The 16,168-nt window shown below is 46.3% G+C and carries 16 protein-coding genes; 5 read left to right on the top strand and 11 right to left on the bottom strand.

Annotation, left to right across the window (positions count from 1 at the left end):
• Positions 1 to 52: 52 nt before the first annotated feature.
• From NWE95_10040 to NWE95_10025, 4 genes are all read right to left on the bottom strand, one after another.
• Positions 53 to 922, bottom strand: coding sequence for a hypothetical protein (locus NWE95_10040; protein MCW4004236.1), 870 nt, complete (start codon positions 920 to 922; stop codon positions 53 to 55).
• Positions 923 to 938: 16 nt separating this feature from the next.
• Positions 939 to 3,218: a hypothetical protein gene (locus NWE95_10035; GenBank protein ID MCW4004235.1), complete on the bottom strand. Its 2,280-nt coding sequence runs from the start codon at positions 3,216 to 3,218 to the stop codon at positions 939 to 941.
• 117 nt (positions 3,219 to 3,335) lie between these two features.
• Positions 3,336 to 4,028, bottom strand: a complete 693-nt coding sequence (locus NWE95_10030) for a class I SAM-dependent methyltransferase (GenBank protein ID MCW4004234.1) — start codon at positions 4,026 to 4,028, stop codon at positions 3,336 to 3,338.
• A 7-nt stretch (positions 4,029 to 4,035) separates the two neighbouring features.
• Positions 4,036 to 4,206, bottom strand: coding sequence for a hypothetical protein (locus tag NWE95_10025; protein MCW4004233.1), 171 nt, complete (start codon positions 4,204 to 4,206; stop codon positions 4,036 to 4,038).
• Positions 4,207 to 4,353: 147 nt separating this feature from the next.
• Between NWE95_10025 and topA the strand changes: the two genes are divergently transcribed.
• Genes topA through NWE95_10010 form a run of 3 tightly spaced genes read left to right on the top strand, consistent with a single transcriptional unit; the run spans position 4,354 to position 7,071 of the window.
• On the top strand, positions 4,354 to 6,438 hold the full coding sequence (gene topA, locus NWE95_10020; protein ID MCW4004232.1) for a DNA topoisomerase I: 2,085 nt from the start codon (positions 4,354 to 4,356) through the stop codon (positions 6,436 to 6,438).
• Positions 6,419 to 6,652, top strand: coding sequence for a hypothetical protein (locus NWE95_10015; GenBank protein ID MCW4004231.1), 234 nt, complete (start codon positions 6,419 to 6,421; stop codon positions 6,650 to 6,652). The genes topA and NWE95_10015 overlap by 20 nt, the downstream gene beginning before the upstream one ends.
• Complete coding sequence (locus NWE95_10010; GenBank protein MCW4004230.1) at positions 6,634 to 7,071, top strand: OST3/OST6 family protein; 438 nt, start codon at positions 6,634 to 6,636, stop codon at positions 7,069 to 7,071. Before NWE95_10015 ends, NWE95_10010 begins: the two co-directional genes overlap by 19 nt.
• 45 nt (positions 7,072 to 7,116) lie before the next feature.
• Here NWE95_10010 and NWE95_10005 read toward each other — a convergent pair whose 3' ends face one another.
• Complete coding sequence (locus tag NWE95_10005; protein MCW4004229.1) at positions 7,117 to 7,635, bottom strand: CDP-2,3-bis-(O-geranylgeranyl)-sn-glycerol synthase; 519 nt, start codon at positions 7,633 to 7,635, stop codon at positions 7,117 to 7,119.
• A 20-nt stretch (positions 7,636 to 7,655) separates the two neighbouring features.
• Positions 7,656 to 8,348 (bottom strand): AAA family ATPase, encoded by a 693-nt coding sequence (locus tag NWE95_10000; GenBank protein MCW4004228.1) that lies wholly within the window; start codon positions 8,346 to 8,348, stop codon positions 7,656 to 7,658.
• A 79-nt stretch (positions 8,349 to 8,427) separates the two neighbouring features.
• Between NWE95_10000 and NWE95_09995 the strand changes: the two genes are divergently transcribed.
• On the top strand, positions 8,428 to 9,084 hold the full coding sequence (locus NWE95_09995; GenBank protein MCW4004227.1) for a hypothetical protein: 657 nt from the start codon (positions 8,428 to 8,430) through the stop codon (positions 9,082 to 9,084).
• Positions 9,059 to 10,141 carry a Clp1/GlmU family protein gene (locus NWE95_09990; GenBank protein MCW4004226.1) on the top strand — a complete coding sequence of 361 codons (1,083 nt, stop codon included), beginning with the start codon at positions 9,059 to 9,061 and terminating at the stop codon, positions 10,139 to 10,141. The genes NWE95_09995 and NWE95_09990 overlap by 26 nt, the downstream gene beginning before the upstream one ends.
• Here NWE95_09990 and NWE95_09985 read toward each other — a convergent pair.
• From NWE95_09985 to NWE95_09965, 5 genes are all read right to left on the bottom strand, one after another.
• Positions 10,138 to 12,066, bottom strand: a complete 1,929-nt coding sequence (locus tag NWE95_09985) for an ATP-dependent DNA helicase (protein MCW4004225.1) — start codon at positions 12,064 to 12,066, stop codon at positions 10,138 to 10,140. The two genes, NWE95_09990 and NWE95_09985, sit on opposite strands and share 4 nt — an antisense overlap.
• Complete coding sequence (locus NWE95_09980) at positions 12,063 to 12,620, bottom strand: endonuclease III (protein MCW4004224.1); 558 nt, start codon at positions 12,618 to 12,620, stop codon at positions 12,063 to 12,065. The genes NWE95_09985 and NWE95_09980 overlap by 4 nt, the downstream gene beginning before the upstream one ends.
• A 275-nt stretch (positions 12,621 to 12,895) precedes the next feature.
• Entirely contained in the window at positions 12,896 to 15,619 is a 2,724-nt protein-coding gene (locus NWE95_09975; GenBank protein MCW4004223.1) for a DNA-directed DNA polymerase I, read from the bottom strand.
• A gap of 101 nt (positions 15,620 to 15,720) precedes the next feature.
• Positions 15,721 to 15,879, bottom strand: a complete 159-nt coding sequence (locus NWE95_09970) for a hypothetical protein (protein MCW4004222.1) — start codon at positions 15,877 to 15,879, stop codon at positions 15,721 to 15,723.
• A gap of 67 nt (positions 15,880 to 15,946) precedes the next feature.
• Positions 15,947 to 16,087 carry a hypothetical protein gene (locus tag NWE95_09965; protein MCW4004221.1) on the bottom strand — a complete coding sequence of 47 codons (141 nt, stop codon included), beginning with the start codon at positions 16,085 to 16,087 and terminating at the stop codon, positions 15,947 to 15,949.
• Between the last annotated feature and the right edge of the window lie 81 nt (positions 16,088 to 16,168).

Genomic DNA, 16,168 nt, shown 5'->3' with positions numbered 1-16,168 from the left:
GCCTTTCCATTAAACCAAATGTTCGCTTAAGCGCCCTTTTTCCGCTTGAAAATTAGAACAGGAGCGGCGTTAAAGCACCCAGCAATGTGAACAAACCAACAATCAACGCTATTAGAGCAACTACGGTACGCTCACTTAAGGGGCGCTTGTAAGTTAGCACCGTAACTAAGCTTCGCCTATTTTCAGAATACATTTTTTGCCCGTCAAAGTGAACATCTGCTTTTTTGTGCGTAAAGAAAACTGAGAGCAGGATTATGGATGAATTAAAAATGTAGGGCAAAATCGAAACCAGCAAACTAAATTTGAGGTCGGAAATTATTGCAAACGCGGCTATGGTCATTCCAATTGCAAAGGAGCCAGAGTTGCCCACGAAAATCTTGCCCGTGAAGTTTAAGGTGGCTAGGACGAGCCAAAATATTAGGGGTCCAAGCATAAGCAAGTACGATGGGGATAGCACCGTCAAGCCTGTGAGCACTATAGCTGGGCAGACTGATTCTAAGCCGTTTAAGCCGCCGAGCTGGTTCACTGTGTTGGTTACTATCATGACGATTAACGGGATAATCAAGTAAAAGTACCAGTCGCCGAACTGTATGGTGCCGATTAATGGTAGCGAGATTGAAGTTCTGATGGTTTCGGCGTTGGCGAGGGCGAAGTAAATTAGCGGCAAAGCAGCGATGAGGGGCATGAATGCTTTGTAGCGCCATTTCAGGTCCATCCAGTCATCAAGCAGCCCCATGAAGCCTCCGAAAAGTATGCATGCCGCTAAGGTTAAGGGTGCAGACACAGCAGAACCAGTTCCAGCAAGTCCTGTGAAGTAGAGTAGGAAAAGGTAAACGGTTGTAAACAAAATGTAGAGAACGCCTAAACCGTTGGGGATTAAAGGTCGATCAACTTTGTGCTGATCTGGAACCTTTGGAAACAATCTGCTCGCTTCCTGTTTAGCCAGTTATGCCCATTGCCGCGTTGTATGCGTCCCAGTTGATTTCGTAGATTGCAACGATTGGAACTATGCCGTATTGGGTTGGTGATACGTTTATGCCTGAGAAGTATGCTTCTTTGAAGTATGTTGGTGTTCCGCCTTCTTCATGTGGACTTACGCTGACTCCGCTTTCTGTCATTCTGGTGCAATATTGCGTCTCAACATAGCTTAACAGTTTGTAGATTGTTGTTGCTTTACCTTGAGTGTTCCAGTCCCACAGATTGGTTTGCTGATTGGTGCTTCCGAAGGCTGTTTCGTCAGTCCAAGTTGAAGTTGGCGTCATGTATCCCTGATTCGTAAGCCTTTGTTGGGCTTGACCTGAGATTTTTGCCATCCAATAGAATTTGCCTTCATCGCCGTAACCTTGCGGGTATGCAACGTATGATGAAGTTCCACTGGAGGATTGACTTATTCCAAGCACGGTGAAAACAGCTATGTATTTGGTGCGTTCTGGATTATAGTTAGATAGCATCCTCATTGATTGGTTTTCGTTGCCCATGAATATGAAGCCGATGTTTTCTATTTGCGTGGCGTTCACTGTAGTGTTATCTGCGAGGCTCGTTACGTTCCCAAGGTCGCTGAGCCAGTTGCCATAGTCCCACCACATAACCACAACGTCGGTTGATTTTACGTTGTTCTTGAGCCAATTCACTGCGTCAAGCCATGCGCCTACAGGTTCCGAAAGACCTGCGCCGCCTACGGGTATACTTGCTGAACTTATGGCTGTTGGGACGAAAGCGCTGTTGATTACACGCGGCATTCCGCCTGTTTGCGGTGAAAACGCCAAGTTTGTAACAAGAATCATGAATATCACAAAGACGGCGATGCCGCTGTACTCTTTGCTTACGCGTGCCAATTTATGTTTAGATTTTGCCAAAGCCCGCGGCGTTTCCTGTAGCAGAGTGTAGAATGGTTTGAGTAAGCCAAGGATGCCCATTGCTGCGATTATAGCGAAGGCGGGAGCAAAGATGACTAGCAAGCGAACCATTGATGTCGCGAAATAAAGTGATGTTGCGGCAAACACCACTAGGAAAATGTTTCTGTTTGTGGGGTTCTTTAGAACGAAGTAAAAGCCTACTAAGAAGAATAGAATGCTTATGCCAAGTTCATAGTAAATGTTGCCCCAAGCTGAGATTCTCTGTTCAGCTACTGAATCGACCAGCGGCGAAGCAGCTCTGATAAAGGGATTGAGGACTGTGAGGAATTTACCAGCGATGCTTCCAAGTTCCCCTGTGATGGCTAGAACAATAAATCCGCCCACAATCGCTACTATTGCAGAGATTGTAAGTATCATTTTGCTTCGCATGGATATGTTGTTGCGTAACAGTTCAGCGACAAGAAGAACGATAAACACTGCTACCACTGGAAGCACAGCCCCTGAAATTAAGTAGTTGAGTGAAATGTAGGGCACTTTGGTTCCGATAAACAGCGCCAGACCAAAGGTTATGCTGTAGGTTATGAGCATTCTCTGGCTGTAACGCTTTAGCAAAACCAGTATGAATACGAACAGGCTGGCTAAGCCGATAGCGTAGTATGCCACACCCCAACCAGCAATAAAGTATGCAAGGGTAAGTCCTGCACCTAAGGCGTAAAATATTGATGCTCTTAATGACCTGTTGCTATCTAGTGACCGCAGGAACAGGAAAATGAATAACACTAACGCAAAGACACCGGGGATTTCCGTGTCAAAAAAGCCAAGAGAGCTTCTTTGTAGGAACGATGGTGATAACGCAAGGAAAAGAGCGGCGAATAACCCGACTGTTCTTCCGCCCATGTCTTTGCCGACGAAGTACATTATCAAGCATATGACTACAGCGATGAAAGCAGGTAGAATTGAGCAGAAAGTCATTAAATTAATGTTTGCTCCAAATAGTGAAACAATCTGGTAGAGAACGGCTGCTGTCATTGGCAAAGCAGGCAACGAACTGGACATGTCTAAGCCGTCTGGGTACCATTTCTGCATGTTAACCCATCCGTCTGGCCAGTAAGGTGAAAGCAAGCCGTTGTTTACCATGTGATTGGTTATGCTGTATTGGTAGTAGGGGTCAAACTCGTTGAGAAGGACGGGACCTTGTGCCATGTTTTCCCAACGTATCGGCAACATGCGAACCGTAAAGGCGATGAAGAGTATGAGAAAAAGCGCTGAGTAAGCTATGATTGTGCCATGGCTTACTTGGATTCGTAGTCTACCGAAAATTGAGTTTAAACTTCCGAGCCGTTCCTTAATAGTTTCCCCCACTTTAGCCATCTCTCACGTGTATATGCGATTGTTAGTATTTTTCGCGGTTAAATATTAATCTACTCATTAGACGTTTATTTATGGCTTTCCAAAAGGCACTCATAAGATTCAGAGCGTTCAGGCTGGCTTTAAAACATGTATTATTACCCAAGGACTAAACCTGACAACTCTTCGAAGCCCCAGATACTTTTCGAACGCTGTAAAAATTGGCACCAGCGGGCTTTGAGAAGTTCTGCCAAAGAGTAACCAACTATACCCTTTCTTGCTTTTTATCATGAACCCTGTTTTAGACAGCTTCTGCATGACTTCTTTGTAGGAATGGCGATAAGGTTTTCCTTGCATTGCTTTTATTTTTGCTTTTAAACTGGATTTGTTACCAAAAGATAAAACACAGGAAGCGTTTGGCTTCAAAGTTCGCTTTGCCTCTGCAAAAGCAGCTTCTACGTCAGGGATATAGTCGAGAACCTCAATCATGAAAACTATATCAAACAGTTCTTCTTTCAAGGGGAGATTTCTTGCATCGGCTTGGATAACATTAACTTGGTTAGTCTTTAACTTGAGCCGTCTTAGCGCATAAGAATCCAAATCAACACTTACAACTGTAGCTTTGCTGGTTTCTGGCAATAATGAAAAACGTCCCGCTTCTGCACCAACATCCATGACAGCAATGTTTTCTTGGGAGAGGTCTACTGATTTAGAAATAAAATCGGTTTCAATTTTTGTTAAGTATTTGCCCATTCTTGTTTTTGCAGCTTTCTCCCAATGCGTTTCAACTGACAAATCACTATATTTTTTTATGGAAGCCGCCAATTTTGGTTCAACGCTTACTTACAGGTTTAACTTCCACATCTATGGGCAACAAAGACAACTTCTTGTTGCATTTTGGACATTTTCCACCATTCTCTTGAATAACTTCATCTGGCGGTTTAAGCTCAACCCCTTCATACAAAACATGGTTGCATCCATGGCAGATGACACGTTGCGGCATCCCAATACCTCTCCGTAGTTACATATTTATGAAATATTTATTGGTTGCTAGAAAACCTAACCGCTGACTTGCTGTTGAGCAGATAGCTTTTTCTGTAAAGCTTATGTGGCTGAGAGAAACATTGCATTGATAGCGGGTTAACAGCGCTTGAAAAAATATACTCTGGTCATAACAGAAAAGCCTGATGCAGCAAACAGAATAGCATTGGCGATAGACACGAATAGCGCACCCAAAAAAGCCGTCAGCAGAGGCGTGCCATATTATGAAGCCTACAGAAACGGCGACATAGTTGTGGTTCCAGCGTTAGGACACCTCTATACAGTTACCAGCAAGGGCAAGCGTGAGTTTCCTGTTTTTGATTACCATTGGGTTCCCCGCTACCAAGCCGAGCGTGATGCCTCAAGGATTCGTGTTTGGCTCAAAGTGATTGCTGAGCTAGCAGAAAATGCTGATGTCTTTGTGGACGCTTGCGACTTCGATGTGGAAGGCAGTATCATAGGCTACACTATACTCAAGTATGCTTGTGGTGGCAAAGAAAAGACTGCTAAACGGATGAAATATTCAACCCTAACAGTGGAGGAACTGCAAGAAGCGTACGCGCACCTGTTGCCCCAACTAGACTTCGCCCTCATCGAAGCGGGATTAACCCGTCATGAAATTGACTGGTTATACGGCATAAACCTCTCCAGAGCCCTAACCTCAGCGGCAAAAGCAAATAGCGGAAAATACGCAACACTGAGCACGGGCAGAGTGCAGGGACCAACCCTCAAATTCATAGAAAAACGAGAAAAAACCATTAACTCTTTTGTCCCGACGCCTTACTGGACCATAACTGCAAAAATAAGCATACATAACACTGCTTTCGAAGTCCAATACGAAAAAATCATTGATTCTTTGGCAGAAGCCACAACCATAAGGGACGCTTGCAAAACCAAAGAAGGACAAATAGACAAGGTTGCAATAGAAGAGTTTGCGCAGAATCCGCCGCTACCCTTTGACTTAGGCACCTTGCAGAGTGAAGCCTACCGAGTATTCAAGTACACACCTATGCGCACCTCAAACATCGCCCAACATCTGTACTTAGGCGCGTTAATTTCTTATCCTCGCACAAGCAGCCAAAAACTTCCACCAGCAATCGGCTACAAAACAATACTAAAGAAACTATCAAAAACTCCTGCTTACGCAACATATGCCGCTGAACTCCTCTCTAAACCGAAGTTGAAACCTAACGAAGGCAAAAAGTTTGACCCTGCGCACCCAGCCATTTACCCGACTGGAAATCTGCCTGAAAAACCGCTTGCGACTGCAGAAAGAAACATCTTCGACCTTATTGTTAAACGGTTCATGGCGGTGTTTGGTGAACCTGCAATCCGCCAAAGCGTAAACGTGACCATTGGTATAAACGGACACGCTTTTCTTTTGAATGGCGCACGGACGTTGATGGAGGGCTGGCTCAAGTTTTACAAACCCTATGTCCAGTTGAAGGACACTTCTCTGCCGCCCATTGCCGAAGATGAAAAAGTAAGCGTTAAGCAGGTAGTTTTAAACGAGCAGTTCACTAAACCGCCTCCACGGTATAATCCACGCATACTTCTGCAGAAGATGGAAAAAGAGGAAATTGGAACCAAAGCCACACGCGCGGCAACGATACAAACCCTCTATGACCGCAAATACCTGCAGGGAACAGGCAACATAACCATAAGTGACCTTGGTTTCGAAGTTATAGAAGTCCTCTCAAAATACTGCCCAAAAATCGTCTCGCCAGAGCTGACAAGAACGCTGGAAGAACAAATGAATAAAATACAAGAGGGTAACGAAACAAAGGCAAACGTCCTTCAAAGTGCCGTGTCCACGCTTAAACCTGTCCTTCATGAGCTAAAAGTGAACGAAAACGCAATCGGCACCCAGTTAAGTAAAGCGCTACAAAAAGCAAGGATAGAGCAACTAACCATTGGAGCCTGCCCACGATGCGCTGACGGAAAACTTGTAATTCTACACTCCAAGAAAACTGGTAAACGTTTTGCAGGTTGCACAAACTATTTTGAGGGAAAATGTAACGCGTCTTATCCATTACCCCAAGGCGGCACCGTGAAACCGTCAAGCAGCGTTTGCAGAACATGTCATTGGCCTACTGTGCATGTCTGGTTTAAAGGTAAAAAGTCTTGGGAGTTATGCCTCAATCCTGACTGCCCAGCAAAGGAGACACGCAAACATGAAATGCAAAATATGTGAAAGAGAAGCGCAAGAAAACGGTTTCTGTGCCCTGCATTTGTTGGCTTATAAGAACATATTGGAGAAATTTGACGTTTGGGAGAGGGCGTCAAACGTTTCTTGGAGGCAATATCTCGTTGAGATTCAGAAAAATTCATTAACTGGAGAATGGGCTAAAGAAGTAATAAAGCACCTAATCAAGGACGAGAACCAAGAATGTCATCATATAAAATGAAGAAAAAACAAGAACAGGCAAGATCCTCGTCTGTACCGTTTTCGCTGAGCAGATGGTTCCGTAAACTCTCCACAAACGCACCTTCAGCAGCCCTAGTCACTATAGCAGGAATCTCTTATGCTATCTTTCTCTTCGGCGGTGGCTTGTTTACCCTAATTACACAGCCACAAGCCTCAGGCTACTACAGTGGACGGTTCCTTTTCATCTACCCAAGCCTCAGTGGTCAGTTCATTGCTGACACCATCATTTCAATAACCCTCTACGCACTCGGATTCATTGGACTATTAGCGATTTACAGAAGCACAAAAAGCGCTTACAACCCCAGACAAGCCTACATGATGCTAATCATAGGCGTAACATTCCTGTTGCTGGCATACATATTCTTGGAAGGAGCAATTCTATCCAAAGCAGGCTCATAGCAACCTTAGAAGCCAAAATACTTCCTTTAAAGCACCATAGTGATGCTACCAAGGGTTCTTTTTCAGCTTCAACTTGTAAGCCAAGAAATTAGTAAACAAGTGAATCGGCGGAGTAATCAGCAAAACCACAACCGCCACTTCCCAACTCAAACCCTGCCAACTTATCAGACTCAAAGGAAGCGCAAACACAACTGCGCCAACCACGAAGTCAATTTGGTCCACAACTGGCAACAGCCCCCCCGGCGCAATGTTTAATCTCCTTTTTATGAAAGCGCCCGTCAAGTCGCCTAAGAGTGCACCCAGCGGAATCAGCACACTAAACAGCACCGGGTATTTGTCAAAGCCAAAAACTAAACCCTCAACTAAACCTACGCCAAAGCCCACCGCCCAGCCGAAGAAGAAGCCGCGAAAAGTTTTGTTGTTCCCGAAGATGCGTTTGCCGTCAATGAAGTTGCGTCCGAAATCCATGCGTGTGCCGCCTCCCGCAAGCACTGGCGTCGCGTTGGCACAGTAGGCTGGGAAAATAAAAATTAAGGCTTGGGCAATTAGCAGCAGTATGTCCATGCAGTTTTTCAACCATTTTTTCAGTGGAATTCAGTATCTTGTATTCCCGCTTCACCTATTTGTATGTAGCAGGTGGCTTCCTGCATGTTTTCTTGAGGTTTCTCGATGACCGCTTTTATCGTTTGAGGGTAATCCGCTGGCTTAAGGTTAATTATTATGTCAGCCCAAAATTTGAGAACCCTCGTCGCCACAGGCCTAACGCTTGAGCTTTGCTCATCGAAAACGCTGCGCACTTGGCTGGTTATTATGACTGGGATTTTGCGGATTTTTGCGGTTTGCGCCAAAATGGCAAGTTGCCTGTTCAACTCGCGGTTTACGCTAAACGCTTTAGATGTTTCAGCGACTCTTGCGCTGTACAGCGAAGTGAAGGTGTCAATGATGATTAAGCCAAAGTTTTGGCTTATGTACTCTTGAATGTTGTCTATGAGCGCGGTTTGCTCCCTAAAATCCTTGGGTTTAACCAGAATAATCCGTTCTGCCACTACATCAAAGCGGTCACCTGCAACCTGCGAGAGCCTCTTAGCTGAGAACGTGTTATCGCAGTCTACAAAGAGCACCTTCAGATTCTGGGCGGCGCAGCTAACGGCGCATTGCATTGTAAGCGTGGTTTTTCCAGTTTCAGGTTCCCCATAGATGAGCGTGACCGTTTGGGGCGAAATGCCTCCGCCGAGGTGGCTGTCAATGCATTTGCAGTTGGTCTGGATTTTATCCATGGGTTACACGTCAAGGATTATTAACTGGAATCTAATATTGTGTTTTGCACTTAAACGTATAACTCTTAAGGATTGCTTTATGAAAGAAAAAGCCGCTGTCGCCACAGTTGAGGGCAAGGCGTACTTCCTCATAGTCAACGAGTTAAAGGAGCAGAACATACCCTTCATCAGCTTAGTTCCAGGCGAAGCCATACCTGCTGAAGTGAAAGCGGTTATAACGACGGAAAAAGAAAAGCCTAAGGTTAAGCATGAAAAAACCCTCATATTTCAAGGCGAAAAGGAGCTTGATGTTTTAGTTAACGAGGTAAAACGCATCCTAATAGGAAAGGATGTTTACGAGCGTATAATCATCGGCGTCGACCCTGGCGAAGCTGTTGGGTTGGCGGTGGTGGCTGATGGGAAGGTTATTGTGGAAGGCAACTGCTACAGCATCCCAGAAGTAATCAATACCACTACGAAGACAGTAAGAAATGTTGATTTTTCTAAAACTTCAGTTACTATAAAAATGGGAAATGGTGTGCCGCTTTACAAGGATTTGCTCGAAGAGTTAGATGGCGCGCTGCCGTCCAAGGTCGGGCTGGAAGTGGTTAACGAGGCGGGAACCAACAAGCCCTTAAAGGAGAATGGACACAGTAGAGGCATAAGGCACATTTCTTCAGCCATACGCATAGCCGGAAGATCCGGACATATCTTTCCAAGGAGAAAACACGTTGCAGCAAACAATCAAACCAGATAGAACCTTAATAGTTGATGGACCAGCCGCGGTTCAGCTTGTTTCAGGGAATGCTGAAGTGTTCGGCTACCCAATCAAACAGGCAAAAATTTTAGTTAGGGTAGGGAAACGCTTGCCGTTTTTCGTTTTAGAAGAAGCGCTTTTTGACATTTCTTTAGGCGCAGGCGCAAGTATTCAAGAGGTTGAAGGCAATACGATTCCGTCATCATGGAATAAGCCTGTGGAAGCGGTTTTAGCTTTAGAAAAGCGCCCTGCGGTTGTTTTGGTCGTGGGGCAGGCTGATTCTGGAAAAAGCAGTTTCTGCACCTACATGGTAAATAAGTTGGTTGAGGCTAACTGCAAGGTTGCTGTTTTGGATGGCGATTTAGGGCAGTCAGACATTGGGCCGTCAGCCACGGTTGGTTACGCAGTTACCTCTAAGCAGGTGACTGAACTTTACAATCTGCGGTTGGCGAACGCGTTTTTCGCTGGAGTCACTTCTCCTGTTATGGCTGTTGCTAAAGCCCTTGGGGGCTACAATGGTATGTTGAATGAGATTATGCAGCGTCAGGTTGATTTTGTCGTTGTTAACACGGATGGTTGGGTTTCAGGTGATGACGCAGTTAGGTATAAGGCGTCGCTGGTTAAAGAACTCAAGCCAGATGTTTTGGTGGGTGTTCAGGTTGCTGAAGAACTTGCACCCTTAGTTCCTAATTTGGAAAGTAACCTTATTGTGGTTGAGTCGTCTTCAGCGCTTAGTCCGCGGAGTCCTGAGAAACGCAAGAGCCTGCGTGAAATGAGTTATGCACGCTACTTGCAGGGTTCAAAGGTGCAGTGCTACCCCATGAGCCAATTGACCGTTGAACCGAGAAACGCTGTCCCCAAAGACCTTGAGCCGCAAAAAAGCATACTCGTAGGACTATACGGTTCCGAAAACAAATTCTTAGGCATCGGCGTATTGCGCGAACTCAATCCAGAGCGCAAGGTGCTGAAGGTCCAAACTGCAGTTTCAGCCAAGCCTAAACGGCTTGTCATCGGAAAAGTTCGGCTAAACGAGAAGCTCCAAGAAGTAGAAGATTAGACTTTAAAGAAGCTGCTGACTTCGCTGGCTAAAACGCCTGCTTTGTCAGGTAACACTTTCATGTCTTTAGTTACCCATGCTGGGAGAAAGCTGCGGCAGTAGTTAGTGGCGTAGCGGTAATCCAAAAAGATTATAGCGCCTTTGTCCTCCAGCGTGCGGATTGGTCTGCCAGCGGCTTGGGCTGCCTTCTTCATAGCGGGCAATACATAGCCATATTCGCGACCCAGCCCGGGGAAACATTTCTCGTAATAATCTATTTGGGCTTTGACGCGTGGCGTCGGCTCAGCGTAAGGCACTCCGACAACAACTACAGAGTTCATTTGGTTGCCTGGAAAATCCACACCCTCAGAGGTTCGTCCGCCTTGCACACCTAGGAATACGGCGCCGCCTTTGCTGCCGCAGGCTTTAAAATCTGAGACCAGTTTTTCGTTGGCTTTCGAAGTCATGCCCCGCTTCTCGGAGAAAAGCGGTTTCAACAGAGAATCCTTTAAGCCTGCTGCCAGCAGTGAATTTAGCACTTCGAATGAGGCTGCAAAAACGCCCGTGTTGGTTGGGGTACTGTTCACAACTTCGTTTATGCGTTCTATCATAGTCTGGTACATGGCTGGCGTCCGCTTCTCCATGGATGTCGTGACGCCTAGGCAAACGGCTGAGAACACGTGTTCTCTTGGGAACGGCGATGGCGCGATGAATCTCAGTGTGCTCTCTGGCAGATGCGTGATTCTTGCAAACGCTTCTAGCGGTTGGAGTGTGCCAGACATTATCACGTTAGCGTAAGTTGATGAAAAAACAGGTTCTGTGACTTTCGCAGGGTCAAGCGCGACTATCTCGAGTTTTGCGGTTTTGTTGTTTTCCTTGTTAAAGTAGCGGCTGGCAATGTTAATGAACGAATCATCGCTCCGTGTCTCCTCCCATTTGAGCAGAAACTCGCCCATGGCGTGCACGTAGGAGCGTGGATTTTTGCCCTCCGCTAACAGCGCTTTTTTTATGGCGATGCCTGCTTCATGGAGGTGCTCAAAGAAGTCTTTTGGTTTATCGATGTTTCCCTGCTTTTCGATGGTTTCAATGATGCTGTCAGGTGAGATTATTTGTTCTTTGAAAATGTTCTCGGTTATCTTTTCCACGTGAGCTCTAAAGAAACTGGCGAACTCTTCGATGTCTTTGTACCCGAACTTGTTAGCTTCCAGTTCTGCTTGCCGCATAACGAAAAGCGAGAGAGTGCTACTTGAGATGTCGATTGCGGTCTCTGGCAAGTTATGCGCTTCATCCACGACTAATATGATTTTTTGTAGGTCAGTCTCCAAGTTTTTCAGAAAAGCCGTGCGTATAACGGGGTCAAAAACGTACAGGTAACTTAAAGCAACAACTCTTGCATCTGAGAGCGCTGCTTTTATGAGTTCGTAGGGGCAGATTTCTTTTTTCTTGCAGGTTCGCATGATTTCCGATGCCGTGTATGGGCGAGCTGCCACTTGCTGTTGTAGTTGTAGGTAATCGTAGGTGCGCTCGTCTACGTTGACGTAGTAGGGGCATCGGCTCTTGGCTTTGAGCAGTTCGCAGACTTCCATCATCGACTTAGAGTCGAAAGCACCCCTAGCGGCGAACACGTTGAGGCACATTTCGTTGCGTCCACGGATGGAAACGCCGGAGATGTGGTGTTGCTTGTAAATTGCCCTCAACTCCTCAATCACACGGTCATGCTGACGATGCGTGCGTGCAACGTAGAGTATTTTGAGGTTCTTTCTTATGGCAACTGGCAAACAAGCCGAGAGCGCGGAGATGGTTTTTCCAAGCCCGTTGCTGCCTTCAATTAGAACGGATTGCCTGTAGTTAACAGCGTTGTTGATTGTGGTTATGAAGTCGTCTTGGTGGGGGCGCACGCTAGTGTAGGGAAAATATTGAGCAACTTCGTCAGGTAACTTGATCATGCCTTATCCCCCAGACCGTTTGATGGACAGTAAGTGTTCACGGGGCAATCTGGGCAGTTTGGTTTGCGTGCTTTGCAGTACTTTCTTCCAAGAGCAATTAAAAGCAAATGAACTGCCAAGTAATCTTTTGGCTTGAAAAGTGATTGAAGACTCAAACGCACCTCTTCGTAACCGCCGCCTGCTGGCGCAAGACCAAGCCGCTTCGATACACGATTAACATGAGTGTCCACTGGAAGTGAGGGCTGGTTTGCTGAGAAGAGCAACACAACATCCGCTGTTTTTGGTCCAACACCTGGCAATTCCATGAGAGCTTTTCTTGCCTCTTGTAGTGGCAACGCCAAGATAGGTGCAAGTGAACCGTTAAAGTTTTCAAGAATTATTTTTGAGATTGTTTGTATTGTTTTGGCTTTGCTTTTGTAGAGCCCGCCAACGTGAAGGCACGACTCAACCTGGCTAAGAGGAGCATTTGCCAATGCTTGGGGCGTTATTTCGAAGTTGTTCGAGAGGTTTTCGAAGGCGCGTTCGGTGTTGATGTCGGCGGTGTTTTGAGAAATAATCGTGACAATGAGTGTTTGGAAGGGGGCGTTGTTGGTTTTTACAAGTTTAGGAAGGGCGAGAGTTTCACGTAGTGCCTTTAGAATTGTTGATGCACATTCTTGAGTTAACGTTCGCCTTCACCCGTCCCGATAGATTATCGCCAGAGTAAGGTTTGTTAGGCTATAAATACCATCTTAACAGGAAGATGAAAAAATGACAAAAACAGCAAAAGGTTACCTTTGCCTTTGGTTATTACGCTTTGACTGAGAAGTTTTTGTACTCTTTCGCGGAGCTATGCGCCTAGGAAGCTTGCAAGCCTAGTTAACCCGATTATCTCGTCAAAATTCAAGCCCAACGCATCCAAAACTTGGTCAAACGTGGACTGCAGGTACGCGATGTATTTGTCAACGTCAACTTCGTTTCTTGTTGTGAGCTCCACTGGTTTGACGTGGTCTTTGCTTTTGACTTTAACGAAGCTTATCAAGTCTCCTGCTCTCAGTTCTCTGCCGCTTTCCACCAGCATTTTTGCGGCTTTAACGTGTTGAGGCGTAGTCTTAGTGTAGCGTTCCAAGTTGTCGCCTAAAACCACGTGGAAAGCCAGTTCATTCATGTTTTTCCATTCTCTTTTTTTGAGGGTGGCGTGGCGTTGGCGGATGATTTCGGCGATGTCTCGTTTTGCCTTCTCGAAGTCTTCAGGTGTTTTGACTTTTGCAAGCCTTTCTTTCATCTGGTTGAAGGCATCTTTTATGAAGAGGGGGATGTGTTTTTTCTTGCCAGTTAACCCCTTAACGTCCACTGTGCCGTCTTCGAGCACGCCAAGGTAGTTTTTCTTGCGTGAGCTAAACACGGCGTAGCGGTAGGTTTTTTCCATGTCGATGCCCATGCCTAATTCGTGCTCCGTGTAATGGATTACTTCCTCGATTTGTTCTTTAGATGGGTTTTTGAGGAATAAGCTGTCGGTGTCGCCGTAGAGGACCTGAATGCCTACGGCTTCGGCATGCTTTAGTATTTGAGTGATGGAGTAGCGTCCGATGGCGGCTGTGGCTTCTGCGACTGGTGGGCAATAGAGGTCAAAGCTGTCAGCACCGAAGACGCCATAGCTGGCGTTTAAGATAACTTTTAGTGCTCCTTGTGCTATGCTGTACCAGCTACGCAGTTCAGGCGGCAGGGACTTGTCTTTGGCTCGGTTCTTGTACCAGCGCACACGCAAATCCCGCAGTGAACCGATTAGGAGACTTTCGAGGGCACGTTTTTCTGTGCACACCCAATGTTGTGTGTCGGGGATAACGTGTTCCCTGCAGTTGGGGTGGTTGCAGCAGATTGATTGGTAGCCCAAGTTCCAGACTTTTATTATTGACGGGTATAGGCTGGGAAAGTCCATAACGGCAACGTTAAAGTGCACGCCTGGCTTTGGGTCAACGACTATTGCGCCTTTGTATTTTTTGCCTTTTATGATGGCGGTGGTGCTGGTTTTGCCTTTTTTTGTCAGGATGTCTTCAGCGTTTGGGATTAGCATATTGCGTTTGCGGTGTTCACGGTGCATGAAGTTGCGTATCCATCGGCTTACACCTTGACGGCTGACGTCTTCCATGGGCATGCTGGCGATTCTTGCCAAAACAAGAATTAGTTTCATGGCGGCGTCGTTGTCGTAGCTGGTTAGTTTGTAGGTGATTTCTGAGTCGCGTAGGCAGTATGCGGCTAGTTCGTTGCAGGAGAGGTCGCCAAAGTCCTTGTCTAGTTTGATTTTTGTAGTGCCGATGAGTGCGTTGCCTACGTCGTCTAGGCTTACGTCTTTGTAGCGGTTGCTGTAGGCGTAGATTTGTACTGAGCGGTTGAAGAAGAACTTGTAGAGGTCAATATGAATCCCATAGCGCAAAAGGCAGACGCGTTTGCCGATGTCTATAGGGATGTCGCGTTTGTTAAAGCCCAAGTTTTCGGCGCGGTGCGCAAGGTAGCGGAGGTCAAAGTCGTCTCCGTTAAACGTTAAGATGAATGGGTAATCCATGAGGACGTCGAAGACTTTTTTGAGAAGTTCTTCTTCGGTTTCGCAGTACTCGAGTTCTATGCCCGCGCATAACTGGGGGTCTCCTTCAATCATGCCTTCCCGCTTGAGCAGGAGCACTTTTTTGTCGCCGTCTGAACTGTAGATTGAGCAGGCGATGACGGGGCATGCGCCTTCGCGGGGGTCAGGAACCCTGTTGGCTAGAGGCGAGTAAACTTCGATGTCTATGGCTGCCCTGCGGAACTGCGGTGCTGGGTACTCAAGCAGTTTAGCCCACATCATTGAGAATTCAGCGTACTCGCGTTCAGCGTCATTTTTGCAGTCAGCAAAGAGCGCTTGGATTCTGTTTAGGTTTTCCGTTGCAGACTCCACGACCACGGGCACCAAGTTGCCTTCTTTTACTTCGTAAATCATGCCGGGCAACAGTTGCCTGTCGTAGATGTATGATTGGTAATACTTGATTTTTGACTCCCAAATCTTGGCTCCGCTGTCTTGCATGCTCATGCCGAAAAGTTTGGGGTAGTCTTCGGGGATTATGTCTCGGATTGTGCCTGCGGGTCTGCCGCCGATGGCTAAGGGGTCTTTGGTGACAATTTTTGTGACTTCGATTACTGTGTTGTTTAGGGGGTCGAGTTTTTTTTCGGTTTGGAAGCTGTCGAAGCCCTCGTGGTTTTTGACGCGCTCGAATTTTTCCATTTCTTGTTTGGGTATGTTTGTAAGGCAGTAAGGTTTGTGCCCCGTATTATCATACCAAAAGTACATTTGCCCTGATTCTGGCTCGTAGAGTTTGATAACTGCCTTCCTTTGGCGTCCATCATAAGTGGCTGAAACAAGGTATGAGGGAGGCAAGTTCTCAGGCGCAATCGGTGGGAAGGGTTGGCGTTGGCGCTTCTTTTTCTCATGAGGAATTGGGGCTTGTGGTTCGGGTGTTTTTTGTGGCGCTTCCACTTTTGTTTGTTGTGTCTGCGGTTTAGCTTCTTGAGTAATGCAGTAATCTAAGAGAGTGCGCGCCATCCCTGTTTTAACCTTAGTGTTACATGGTGGGAAGAGACTAAAATCTTTACTCTCTCAAACTAGCGGAACTGCCCGTTAACTTGCAAGAGCAAAATTTGTGTTTAAACGATTGCTCCGATAGTTCGGAGGTGGTCTTCATGCTCCTTGCAGAGGTGCCTGTCAACCTGTTTTTTAGTATCAAAAATTTTGCCGCATTGTGGACACATGTACTGTCCTGCTTTAGTTTCAGGAGTGCTTTTGCGCTTTACGGCCGAACTCAAAGTTTCACCTAACTAAGAAAAAGGAGCAAAGTGTCTTAAACTGGTGTGCAGGGGAGTTTGTGACGCACTATTCTTCTTCTTGTTCTTTTCCTTCGCGTACTAGTTCGCGGACTCTTGGACCGCCCCTTGCTCCGCCGCGTCTGCCAGCTTCGCTCACCGACATTTTTCCTCTTGCAGTCGCTTCTTCATCCCTTCGCCTCCTTGACAAAAACACGTCACCTCCGTTTTTGGAGTTTGGTTTTTTAGAACATAATGGTCTAGCACGATGAATGATTCATAAACGTATGTG

Source organism: Candidatus Bathyarchaeota archaeon (assembly GCA_026014725.1).
In the GTDB taxonomy this organism is placed as follows: domain Archaea; phylum Thermoproteota; class Bathyarchaeia; order Bathyarchaeales; family Bathycorpusculaceae; genus Bathycorpusculum.
The sequence above is the reverse complement of the archived record's forward strand: the minus strand, read 5'-3'. Positions and strand labels throughout refer to the sequence as shown.